Consider the following 12,698-nt stretch of genomic DNA (forward strand, 5'->3'; position numbering starts at 1 on the left):
GTTGCGGGAGCAACGGTGATGGTCGATGGTACACACGTCGGCACGACCACGAATGCGGACGGCAGCTTTACCATCTCGGCGCCGCGCAACGGTTCGCTGACCGTTTCGTTCATCGGCTACCAGACCCAGACGGTCGCCGTAGCGGGGAAGACCCGGTTGGACGTCTCGCTCAAAGAAGATACCCAGGCGATCGACGACGTGATCGTCGTGGCGTTCGGTACGGCCAAGAAGGAGGCTTTCACCGGATCGGCGACGGTCATCAAGTCGGACGATATTGCCAAAACGCAGCAGTCGAACGTAGCTCAGTCGCTGGTCGGGAAGGTGGCCGGCGTGCAGATTAGCAACGAGTCGGGTCGGCCCGGAGCCAACCCGGTCGTGCGTATCCGCGGTTTCAGCTCGCTCAATGCCGAAAAGGACCCGTTGTGGATCGTCGACGGCGTACCCTACGAAGGTGACCTGAACAACCTGAACCCGAACGACATCGAATCGATGACCGTGCTGAAGGATGCCGCTTCGAACGCCCTGTACGGCGCACGAGGCGCCAACGGCGTGATCATGATCACCACCAAGAAGGCCCGCAGCCGCGAGGCCGTCATTACGCTGGATGCCAAGTGGGGCGTCAACTCGCGTGCCATGGAGTCCTACGAATACATCAAGGACCCCGCCCAGTACTACGAAACCTACTATTCGGCCCTGAACAACTACTACCGCTCCACGGGTATGAGCGCTGCCGATGCGCACGCGCAGGCCAACAAGAACCTGACCGCTTCCTCCGACGTAGGCGGTCTGGGTTACAACGTCTTCACCGTACCTGACGGACAGGCATTTATCGGCATGGACGGCAAGGTCAACCCCAACGCCACGCTGGGCCGCCGGGCCTTCTACAAGGGACAGGAGTTCTACCTCATGCCCGACGACTGGGAGGACGATGCGTTCCGCTCGTCGCTGCGTCAGGAGTATAACGTCAGCGTTTCGGGCGCCACGGACCGCAGCTCGTTCTACGCATCGTTCGGCTACCTGAAGAACGAGGGTATCACGCAGAACTCCGACATGGAGCGCTACACGGCGCGCGTGAAGGCCGACTACCAGGCCAAGAAGTGGCTGAAAGTGGGCGCCAACGCCGGTTACGCCAACTTCTGCTACAATCAGCTCAGCTCGGAAGGTGAGTCCAACTCTTCGGCCAACCTCTTCGCATTCACCACGACCGTGGCTCCGATCTATCCGCTCTATGTGCGTGACGGCAACGGAAACGTGATGACCAACGAAGCCGGCATTACGATGTACGACTACGGCGACGGCATGAACGCCGGTCTGGAGCGTGCGCTCTTCCCGAACGGCAATGCGCTGGGAGACTCTCGGCTGAATACCGACCGCTCGGAGGGCAATGCCTTCAACGGTACGGGCTTCTTCGAGGTGTCGTTCCTCAAGGACTTCAAGTTCACGTTCAACGCCGGCGTTTCGCTCGACGAAACGCGCCGGACGACTGTGCGTAACCCCTATTACGGACAGTTTGCCGATGAGAACGGTATTGTGGGCAAGTATCATACGCGTGATTTCTCGTTCAACTTGCAGCAGATTCTCAACTACACGAAGCAGATCGGCAAGCACAACGTCAACGTGATGCTCGGTCACGAGTACTACAAGCGCAAGCAGTATCTGCTCTACGCCAGCCACGCCAATATGTTCTCGCCGGACAATGACGAGTTGAACGGTGCGATCATCGACAAGAAGTCGTCGCAATCCTACATCATACCTTATAACAACGAAGGTTACTTCGGCCGCGTGATGTACGATTACGACAGCAAGTACTTCTTCTCGGCTTCGTACCGCCGCGACGCTTCGTCGCGCTTCCACCCCTCGCAGCGCTGGGGTAACTTCTGGTCGCTGGGCGCCGCCTGGATCCTCTCGAAGGAGAATTTCATGGCGGGCACGGAGAGCTGGCTCGATCAGCTGAAGATCAAGGCGTCGATCGGTTCGCAGGGTAACGACAAGATCGGAGAGTTCCGCTATGTTGACACGTACAGTATCGAAAACTCGAACGACGAGATGGCCGTGACGTTCCTGCGCAAGGGTAATCCCAACATTACGTGGGAGACCAACACCAACGTCAACGCCGGTGTCGAGTTCAGTTTCCTGCAGGGCCGCATCGCGGGCGGTATCGAGTATTTCTACCGCAAGACCACCGACATGCTGATGTCCTTCCCGACGGCTCCGTCGCTGGGCTACTCCTCCTACTATGCCAACGTGGGCGACATGACCAACAAGGGTGTTGAGATCGAGTTGAATTTCACGCCGATCCGCACGAATAGGGTTCAGTGGGACATCAACGTGAACATGACCCACCTGAAGAACGAAATCTCGATGCTGCCCGACGAGCGCCGCACGATCTCGGTGGATGGCTACAACGGTTTCACCAGCGGTTCCTATTTCTACGGTCAGGGCCTTCCGATGTACACCTTCTATATGAAGAAGTATGCGGGCGTGGATCAGACCGGTCAGTCGATGTGGTACGTGAACGAAACGGATGCACAGGGTAATCCGACAGGCAATATGGTTACTACCACCGATTACCAGAGTGCTTCGGACTACCTGTGCGGCGATCCGATTCCCGACCTGTTCGGCGGTTTCGGTACGAGCGTCCAGTTCTACGGCTTCGACTTCGGTATCAATTTCAACTACCAGATCGGCGGCAAGGTCTACGATTCGGGTTATGCGGCCGCCATGTCGAGTCCGTCCTCGAGCGGCTCTATCGGTGTCAACTGGCACAAGGATATTCTCGAAGCGTGGACGCCCGAAAATGCCTCGTCGAACATTCCGCGTCTGCAATACGGCGACCAGAACACGACGAGCCAGTCGGACCGCTTCCTGATCGACGCCAGCTACCTTACGCTGCAGAACATCAACTTCGGCTATACGCTGCCGTCGAAGATCACGCAGAAGTTCGGTGTCAGCAAGCTGCGCATCTACCTCGCCTGCGAGAATGTCTTCTACTGGTCGAAACGCAAGGGTCTCGACCCGCGCTACGCCGACAACACCGATTCGCAGGGCGTTTTGGGAACCTCGAACTACGCGACCTACTCCCCGATCCGCACCATCTCGGGTGGTATCAACATCACTTTCTAATTCCTAATCGTTTAAACATCCGGATATGAAAAACATATTGAAAATCTCTATCGCCGCCCTTGCTTCGGCCGCCCTTCTGAGCAGCTGCATCGAGGAGACGCTTCCGACGGACAAGGCGACGGCCGATCAGGTCAGCCAGTCGTCCGCGGCGCTCGAAGCGATGGTCAAAGGTATCCCTGCCGCGCTTATTCAGCCTAACTCGCTCTCTGCATACGACCGCCACTGGAACTTCTCGCTTCCGGCCATCATGCTCGCCACGGATAACATGAGCGGCGATATGGCCATCACGGGCAATACGGGATATGACTGGTTTGGTTTCTGGGGAATGAATCAGGACATGGGGCAGGAGTGGGCAATTCAGGATCTCACTTGGAAAAACTACTGGATATGGATTAAGGCCTGCAACGATATCATCGGAACCGTCGACGAGGGGGCGATGACCGGTACGACCAAACAGGTCCTCGGCTTTGCCTACGCTTACCGTGCCTCGTTCTACCTCGATGTGGTACGTCTGTATGAGTTCAAGGAGAACAAATACACTTCCAAGCCGGAGGTAATCGGTTTGGGTGTGCCCATCGTCACGGAGACCACGACCGAAGCGGAGGCCAAGAACAATCCCCGTGCTACGGTAGCCGATGTTTACAGCAAAGTCATTTTCCCCGACCTGGAAAAGGCTGCGACGCTTTTGGCAGACTATTCGGCAGCGAACCCCTATACACCCAGCCTGGGTATGGTCTACGGCCTGACGGCCCGCGCCTATCTGGAGCGCGGTACGGCCGAGAACAACGCCGAGGCTTACGCCAAGGCTGCCGAATATGCCCGCAAGGCGATCACGACCAGCGGCTGCACGCCCCTGACGCAGGAGCAGTGGGAGGATCCCATCGACGGATTCAACAATGCGATGGCGAACAACGCCTGGATTTGGGGTATTCCCATCACCAGCGACAATGTCGGCAACCTGACCAATTTTCAGGCTCATATGGGTAACGAGGAGTCGTGGGGATACGGCCACATGGTGGGACGCGCCTGCGACCGCGCACTCTACAATTCGATCAGCGTCAAGGATTTCCGCAAACATTCATGGCTCGATCCCGACCGCAAGTCCTACGATTACAAGAGTTGCCGTCCCAACGGAGCCGCCTACTTCGCTACGCTGAAAGACCTGGTCAACATCAAGTTCCGCCCCGGTAAAGGCGCTTACTCGGACTACAAGACCGGCGGTGCGGTCGATATTCCCCGCATGCGCGTCGAGGAGATGTATCTGATCGAGGCCGAAGCTACGGCTTACAGCAACCTCACGGCTGCGCAGCAGCTTCTCAACGCTTTCATGAAGTATCGCATCACCGATGGTTCGTATGATTGCACCGGACACGCAACGACCCTCCAGACCTTCCTGGACGAGTTGGTCCTGCAGAAGCGTATCGAGTTTTGGGGCGAGGGTATCATCATCTACGATCTGAAACGCCTGAACCGTTCTTCGACCCGCGGTTACAAGGGAACCAACCACCCGATGGACTACCGGCTCAATACCGACGGTCGTGCGCCCTACTGGAATATGGTCATCGTTCGCAGCGAACCGATGAACAACCCTGCGGTTATCAACAATCCCGATCCTTCAGGCTCGGTTCCGCGCTGGACTGAATAACCGGATGTGAAAATTGTCTTAATCCAAAAGAAAGAAGAGTATGAAAACATTCAAATATTTGTGGTTCGCGTTCCTGGCGGCATTCGTACTGGCTGGATGTACGGACGACATAGATTATACTCCCGGCGAAGGCGAGGACCCGAACAGCTACGGCGTCTACTTCCCCTCGCAGGATAATTCCGGAGATGTCGAATTGGACCCGGCCGATGAGACCGTGCTGGAATTCAAGGCTATGCGCCGGAAAACCGACGATGCGATCGTCGTTCCGGTGGAGGTGACCTCCTCGCAGGAGGGGCTGTTCAAAGTCTCGGAGATCAAGTTCGAGGCGGGTCAGCCCGAGACGACGTTCACCGTCAGCTTCGACGGTGCAGAGGTTGCCAAGACCTACTCCTGCTCGCTGATGATTACCGACAAGCGTTTCGCCTACAACTACGGCGAATATGCCAACGGCATCGCTTTCAGCGTGACGCGTGTTCAGTGGAACCTCGTGAAGGGTCCCAACGGCGAAACGAAAGGCAAATGGCGCGACGAACTCTTCACCGGCATCATGGGTTCGAACATCAAAGACAACGGTGTGCCCTATGCCGAAAAGGACGTCGAGATTTACGAGCGTGCCGATATGCCGGGCTACTACCGGATCAAGGATATCTACGATGCCGCCTATATGTATAAGATCGTCGGATATAATTACTCCAACGTTGTTCTTGTTCCCGGCTATACCATCATCGACGCGCGCGACAAGGAGAAGGTTTACTTCCCCGCCCAGCCTGCCGGATTCGCTATTACGGGAATCGGTTACGAGGACGACGGTGCTTTCATGATAGTATCGTTCTGCCAGGAGAATTATCCGGACATAGCGAGCGCTACGTCGTATGGCAAGTTTGAGAACGGTATCCTCACCTTCCCGCCCAAGGGCGTCATGCTGACGCTGCCTTCGATCTGGAAAGCGACCAGTTTCTACACGGCCAATACCGAAATAATGCGTCTGATGCTCCCCGGGGCACAGGAGTACGATTACTCGGTAGCGTTCACCAGCGCTCCGCCGGCCGACGGCAAGGTAAACATTACGGCCACGCTGGGCAAGGATGTCGCCAAAGTGAAGTACGCCTATTTCGAGGGCGAGCTGAGCGCTTCGGTCGTCGCTTCGAAGTCGCTTGATATTGACGCCGGATCGGTTCCTACCAAAGAGATCACCGCTTCGGGTACGATTACCGCAGAACTGGAAGAGACGGGTATCTACACGCTGGTCGGCAACAGCTACAACGCCGCAGGCGTGCTCCAGAAGTACGGAGCCGTGACGTTCGGCTACGTGAAGAAGGGCGACGAGCGTCCCGTGGTGATGACCGTCCGCACGGAGCTTTCGTGGGAGCACGAGGCCCAGGGCCACACCCCCGAAAACTCGATCAAGGGCATTATCTTCGGTGAGGATATCAAGTCCGGTTTCTATGCGCTGATGAAAACCGACCAGGTGAAAAATGTTACCGACGCGGATCTGATCGCAAGTCTCAAGGCAGGCGGTAATCCGTTCTCCGCCGAGCAGCTCGAAAAAATCAACAGCACGGGCTACGCTCCGTTCTTTATCAACCTGGATAAGGGCACGAGCTTTACGCTGCTCGTTTTGGGCGACAACGGCTTCAACAACAAACTGTTCCGCGTTGAGCAGGAGACGGCCGGCAAGGCCGATCCGCTGCAGCGGAAGTATACGATCGAAGACCTTTATACGTTCAAAGACAAGGCCGATCTGCTCAAGACTTGGGACCTCTGGGGTGTCAACAACGACGGTTCGGGTAAAACCTCCCGTGCGAAGATCGGACAGGTGACTTTCTCCGAGAATACGGAGGGAGATAGCGAAGAGCAGGACGTTGTCAATGTTTCGGGTCTATCGCTGGGAGCCAACCAGGAGGATACGGTCCTCTGGGAGTGGTACAATGGAGTGATCTATGTGCTGAAGGGACAGCCCATGGGCACGATTTCCTACCAGGGAGCGACGCTCTACCTGAAATACTATATTTTGGACAAAGAAAAGAGCATGGGTGCGAATTCAATCGACGGCATGATGGTCGGCGGTCTGACGGAGGATGGTTATCTTGCGCTCGTTTCTGCTCCGGACTGGGTCAAACAGGGCTATAACTTCGATACGATTCTGGTTCAGGCATTCGATAATGCGGAGTGTGAAGGCAAGACGATCGGCAACTGGGAAAGCTACACTTCTCCGCTGATGGTCGAAGCCGGAGCATCGGGAGCAGCTGTTGTCAAGAAATCCGTTTCGGAGAAACTGCTTATGCTTTCGCAGGAGATGTCGATCAATCCTTCGAATTTCGTCGAATTGCGCGGCCGCCAAAGGGCGCATGCACTGATCGACGAGATGATCGGAAAACCCCTCATGCGCAGTGCGTCGCTCGAAGGAGAGGTTACCACGCGGGTCGTAACGCCGCTGTCGAGCACGTTCTCGACGCAGATCGTACGCCCCGTCGGCGACGGAACTATCCGCAAGATGCCCGTTCACAACTACTTCGAATAGGACAGTCAGGACAACAATCAAGTAAAATCAAAAAGGAGCCGGCCCTCCGGGGCCGCTCCTTCCCAAAAAACTGAATTTTATGGCTGATAAAAAATTTTTACTCCTTGCGGCGATCCTGCTGGCCGGCTGTACTTCCGACCCGATGACCGAAGAGGCCGGAGGCGGCGCTGAAGTTCCCGCGGTAGCGCAGAAGATCGTCAATACGTCGGTCCATGCTCAGAGCGGCTCGCTGCTCGTCTGTTTCGACGATGCGGCCGTCAACGATATCGAGCAGACCGTAGCCGAGGCTGTCGCCACGCGTTCGGTCGCTACGCGTTCGGGTATCACCTCGGTGGACGACATCTTCGCCGACCTGAACGTCAAATCCTTCCAGCGGCTGTTCCCCTGCGACGCCCGCAGCGAAGCACGTACGCGTGCCGCCGGGCTGCACAAGTGGTACGAACTGACCTTTGCCTCGGATTTCGACCTGAATGCGGCGGCCGAGAGGCTGGCTTCGGTCGATGCGGTGGAGAACATTCAGTTCAACACCCGTCTCGAGAAGAACTGGGATTCGAAGGCCGCGCCGCTGAGTGCTGCCAAGCAGGCGGTCCGTCCGTCGGTGCTGCCGTTCAACGATCCGCAGCTCTACCTCCAGTGGCACTATATCAACCGCGGTGACCGCGTGGTCGATCCGACCGCACGTATCGGCGCCGATATCGACGTGGCCGACGCCTGGGCGATTACGGGCGGCGACCCGCGCGTGATCGTGGCCGTGGTGGACGAGGGCGTGAAATACACGCACCCCGACCTGGCCTCGAATATGTGGGTCAACACGAAGGAGATTCCGGGCAACGGCATCGACGACGACGGTAACGGCTATATCGACGACGTGTACGGGTATAACTTCGTCGACAATGGTCCCATCTCCTGGGATAAGGCTAAAGACTCCGGCCACGGTACGCATACGGCCGGTACGGTCGCTGCCGTCAACAACAACGGCATCGGTGTGAGCGGCGTGGCAGGAGGTACGGGCAACGGCGACGGTGTTCGGCTGATGTCGTGCCAGGTATTGTCCAACGATACGGGCGGTACGGTTGCCGCCATGTCCCGCGCCATCAAATACGCGGCCGACAACGGCGCTTCGATCATCCAGTGCTCGATGGGTATCCAGGGCGGCGGCCCCACTTCCGACAACGCATGGTCCACCCAGCAGAAAGCCGAATACGATGCGCTCTCTTACTTCATCAACACGTCGAACTGCGCAGCTCTCGACGGCGGTATGGTGATCTTCTCGGCAGGTAACGATTCCAACCCGCGTGCCGGTTATCCCGGTGCTTACCGCGATTATATCTCGGTGACTTCGTTCGGCCCCGATTTCCTCCCGGCCAGCTACACCAACTACGGTCCCGGCTGCAACATCGCGGCGCCCGGCGGCGATTTGACCATGGAAGGCGGTGACAATGCCGCCGTGCTCTCGACGCTCCCGTCCGAGGTCAACGAAGGCGAGGATTACGGCTACATGCAGGGTACGTCGATGGCCTGCCCGCACGTTTCGGGCGTGGTCGCACTCGGCCTCTCATATGCGTTGCAGCAGGGCAAGCACTTTACCCGCAGCGAATTCACCAGCATGGTCCTCACCTCCGTGAACGACATCGACGTCTACCTCGACGGTACGAAGGGTTCGACCCGTCTGGATCAGTACTACAAGAAGATGGGCACGGGCGCCATCGACGCCTACCAGCTGCTGATGCAGGTGGAGGGCACTCCCTGCCTGAAGGTTGCCGTCGGGACGGAGCAGCTGATTCCGCTGACGCAGTTCTTCGGCGCTTCGGCGGCGAACTTGACCTATCTCTCCGTTACGATGACGGCTGCCGACAAGGCCAAGCTGGGCATCGAGGCCGGTCCCGAGATGGTCTACGGCAAGTTGCGCATCAAGTGCACGAAACCCGGCTCGGCCCGGATCACGGTCAAGGCCGTGGGCGGCGGACAGAATGTCGGCACGGGTTCACAGATGGGCGGTATGGAGATCACCAAAGAGTTTGCCGTGATAGCCCGCGGCGTACAGAGCCAGAACGGAGGTTGGTTTTAATAAATGAGAAAAACTATGAAAAAGACGCTTTATTCCTTATTTGCAATCCTCGCTTTGTGTCTGTTCGCCGGCTGCTCGGACGACGACGATACGCCACCCGTTGGCAACGACATCGTGGGTGAGTGGGAGCTTACCTCATGGACGGGCGACGTTCCGGCGGGCTTCAGCGCCTATGCCGTGTTCAACGCCGACGCGACGTTCTCCCTTTACCAGAAGGTCGAGACGGTGCGCTATCAGATCTACACCGGTTCGTTCCGGCTGGACGGACAGATCCTCTCGGGCGAGTACGCCAACGGCACGCCGTGGGGCGCCAGCTACGAGGTCGAATTCGATCAGACGGGCAAGACGATGCGCATGGTAAGCCAGACCCCGGTGCAGGAGGTGAGCACCTTCACGCGCACGACGATCCCGGCCGATATCGTTTCGGGGGCTGTTCCTGCTAAGGCTTCGCGTGCCGAAGGCTTCCTCTTCTTCTGATCGCGGCAAGCGACTACGATCGGGCCGACCCTGCGGGGTCGGCCCGTTTTTGTTCGCGGCGGCAGCTATCACGAACGCGGATGCGGGGCGCGTGTTTCGGAGCATGCGTAGAGCTTCGGGCTGTTCTCCGTCCGGCTTCGTTCGGCTCATCTGTTCCGCCTATTTCTCCTGTTCGCCTTGCTCATCCGTTTTCCCTCCTGTTCCTTTTATTCGCCCTGTCGCCCTGTTCGCCGTCTCCTTTCAGCACGCCCTGCTCGTAAGTCTGTCCAGTTCCGGCCGTCTCCGTCTGGCTCCTTTCGTTCCCGTCCGGTTCGCCTGTTCCGTCTCGCCTTGCTCATCCGTTTGCCTGTTCGTCCGCCTTGTTTGTTCCGAGCCTTTGTCCTGCTTGCCTATTCCTCTCGTTCGTCCTGCTCATCTGCTCGTCGGTTCGCTCCGGGCCTTTGTCCGGATCGCCCGTCCTATCGGCTCGTCTGTTCGCCCGTTCGGTTTGGCGTGCTCGGATAGCGTCCCGGGGCCTGCCGGAGGCGTGTCTGTGGCCTGTTCGGCTGGAAAAACGCAGAAGATATTTGGAAATATTTGCAGATTCACAAATTTTACCTATCTTTGCACCACGTTAAGCCGGTTAAGGCTTTTCGCGGATGGTGCCATAGCTCAGTTGGTAGAGCAAAGGACTGAAAATCCTTGTGTCCCCGGTTCGATTCCTGGTGGTACCACAAACACAAAAATCCCTGAATAACTAAATTCAGGGATTTTCTTTTTCACATTGAAAGCCAAACTTGAAGTTCGTTAATCGACCAATATAGGCGGATGGTGTTTGTAGGGTATTGCCTCGTAACGAGTAACCCGGTCTGCATTAGACACGGAAGTAGGCCGTCCGACGTCGCTATCCTTTTCAAGGAATTTTTCGAAAGTAAAGCCTTCCCCCGAAAGATCAAGAATACGTTTTACAATTAACTCACGGCTGATGGTGTTGAAATATAAATATGAGTTAGTGGTATTCATAACACTTTCATATTCCGAACGCCATACTCCCTTTGCATAATAGTGTCCGCCTCGATGGATACCGACATAAGGATAGTTCGGATGTCCGATCAGATGCGACCAATATACCGCTTTCGGATCCTCTGTCAGCGAAACATTTAAGAATCTACCCTTATTTTGATTCTCTTTTAGCACTTTTTTTTCGGATTCTGGTATCTCTGCAATTTCAGAATCCACATATTCATCATCCAGCAAACCTAAGCCATGTCCTGCCGATTCATGTATGAAAGTATTAGCTAAAAAATTCTTCAACCCATAGGAGTAACCGGTAAAAGCGTAATTTGCATATGATTTCATATAGGTCACTCCTCCCAGATAACCATTGACGATAGCTGCGACCACGGGTGCATTTGGGTTGGGTTTTATAAAAGTTTTTATGGAAGTAATTGGGGTGTTGAATGTTCCATCCGATCCGACATACGTTCCCAACGCGTTGTCGCCGCTGTAATAAGTGTCAATATAGGAACACTTAGAAACGGCATAAACCATCCATATATTAAAATATTCCCGGTAGGACTTCGTGGGTTCGAGCGAGAAGAAAGACTCCATGGCAAACTCCATCACCTGACGGTAGTAACCCGTTTCGATATCCACGTCGGTAAACGCATCCCCCGCGAGCACAATATCGATCCCATTGCCACGCGTGGCAGTCTGAAGCGCTATGTACTGCTTATCCATCGAGTAATCGGTGCTTCGGTAGCTGCTCTTTCCGAATGTGTTCCTGAATAATACGTTTAAAAAATCATTATGCTGGAACGGCCGTTCCTTCAGATCGAATACGTAATTCTCACCGGGCATAGGAAGCGTCGGACAGTACTGCCCGGTGAAGATATCCTCCAGCAGCTTGCCGTCCCCGTCCACCAACAGGTAGCTGGGGTAGGGATACGCGGGCAGGATGGTCCGACGGCCCTGCGCGTCGGCATAGTCTGTTACCACGGGCCATGCCAGCGGATGCCCGGCCAGGTAGCTTCGTGCCTCCTCGGCGTACTGCTCCCCAGCGGGCGTGATCGCCACCACGGCGAAGCCCTGCGCGCCGAAGAGCGTATGAAACCGTCGTACGGTGGTCTGCATAAACTCCGTGCTCTCCGGCTGCATGGGGTCCCACGAAAGGAGCATGGTGAGCTTGTTGGACCCGACCAGCTCGCCGATCCGCTGCTGCGAGCCGTCGCGCAGGTCGGTGAAGGTGAAGTCGGGCAGGTGGATATCCTTGTCGTATTCGATGCCGGGCAGGTTATCCCGGTTCTGACGGATCACCCCGAGCGCAAGGCGGTCCCACTCCGGATGGTTCTTGAGAAAACCGGGAACATCCCCATGCAGGAGGTTATCATTGAGGTTAAGTTCTACCATCCGACCATTCTCGAACAAGGGTTCCCACGGAAGCGGAAACGCATAGCCTCTTAACCGATTTGATGAAAGGTCGATGCGTTGCAACCGCTCCATCCGACAAAAATTGCCGGGCAGGAATTCACCCGTCAGGCGGTTATGGCTCAGATCGATACTCTCCAGCTCCAGCAGCTTGTCAAAAAGACTGTAAATTTCAGAATCGGTCTTATCCTGCCACGTGAGGTCTCCCTCTAACTCGTTCCAACTCAAATCAAGATGCCGGAGCTTCGTCAGCTTGCCGATCTTCTCCGAGATCGTGCCCGAGAGGTTGTTGCGCGACAGGCTGAGTGCCACCACGTGCCCCTCTTCGTCCGTTTCCAGGCCATACCACTCGCCAAGCGGCTTGTCCGTACACCAATTCTCGTTGTGTGTCCAGCCTCCGCCGCCCGCAGCTTCGTAGATCGCCCGCAAGGCGCCCCGCTCGGGGTCGGGGTCCTCCC

Annotated in this window: 6 protein-coding genes and 1 tRNA gene; 6 read left to right on the forward strand and 1 reads right to left on the reverse strand. The window is 56.4% G+C overall.

The features are described from left to right. The 6 genes from ACMO9O_RS05745 to ACMO9O_RS05770 form a co-directional block, all read left to right on the forward strand. Positions 1–3,123, forward strand: a 3,123-nt coding sequence (locus ACMO9O_RS05745) for a SusC/RagA family TonB-linked outer membrane protein (protein ID WP_418982775.1), incomplete at its 5' end; no start/stop codon positions are given. A gap of 25 nt (positions 3,124–3,148) precedes the next feature. After that, positions 3,149–4,768, forward strand: coding sequence for a RagB/SusD family nutrient uptake outer membrane protein (locus tag ACMO9O_RS05750; protein ID WP_418982777.1), 1,620 nt, complete (start codon positions 3,149–3,151; stop codon positions 4,766–4,768). A 40-nt stretch (positions 4,769–4,808) separates the two neighbouring features. Then, entirely contained in the window at positions 4,809–7,289 is a 2,481-nt protein-coding gene (locus ACMO9O_RS05755) for a hypothetical protein (protein ID WP_418982778.1), read from the forward strand. Positions 7,290–7,368: 79 nt separating this feature from the next. Further along, entirely contained in the window at positions 7,369–9,357 is a 1,989-nt protein-coding gene (locus tag ACMO9O_RS05760; protein ID WP_418982779.1) for a S8 family serine peptidase, read from the forward strand. Between the two features lie 15 nt (positions 9,358–9,372). Continuing rightward, positions 9,373–9,834, forward strand: a complete 462-nt coding sequence (locus ACMO9O_RS05765) for a lipocalin family protein (protein ID WP_418982781.1) — start codon at positions 9,373–9,375, stop codon at positions 9,832–9,834. 640 nt (positions 9,835–10,474) lie between these two features. Beyond that, positions 10,475–10,547: transfer RNA gene (locus ACMO9O_RS05770), tRNA-Phe, on the forward strand. Between the two features lie 73 nt (positions 10,548–10,620). On the opposite strand, the gene ACMO9O_RS05775 is transcribed toward ACMO9O_RS05770, so the two are convergent. Further along, positions 10,621–12,698: M64 family metallopeptidase (locus ACMO9O_RS05775; RefSeq protein ID WP_418982783.1), on the reverse strand; the 2,078-nt coding region annotated here is incomplete at its 5' end.

It is taken from the genome of Alistipes sp. (assembly GCF_048465635.1).
Lineage (GTDB): Bacteria > Bacteroidota > Bacteroidia > Bacteroidales > Rikenellaceae > Alistipes.

What these genes read in the sequence shown, in the direction of transcription:
- ACMO9O_RS05750 (WP_418982777.1), top strand. Translation starts at nt 3,149, where the DNA reads ATGAAAAACATATTGAAAATCTCTATCGCCGCCCTTGCTTCGGCCGCC.
- ACMO9O_RS05760 (WP_418982779.1), top strand. Translation starts at nt 7,369, where the DNA reads ATGGCTGATAAAAAATTTTTACTCCTTGCGGCGATCCTGCTGGCCGGC.
- ACMO9O_RS05765 (WP_418982781.1), top strand. Translation starts at nt 9,373, where the DNA reads ATGAAAAAGACGCTTTATTCCTTATTTGCAATCCTCGCTTTGTGTCTG.
- ACMO9O_RS05755 (WP_418982778.1), top strand. Translation starts at nt 4,809, where the DNA reads ATGAAAACATTCAAATATTTGTGGTTCGCGTTCCTGGCGGCATTCGTA.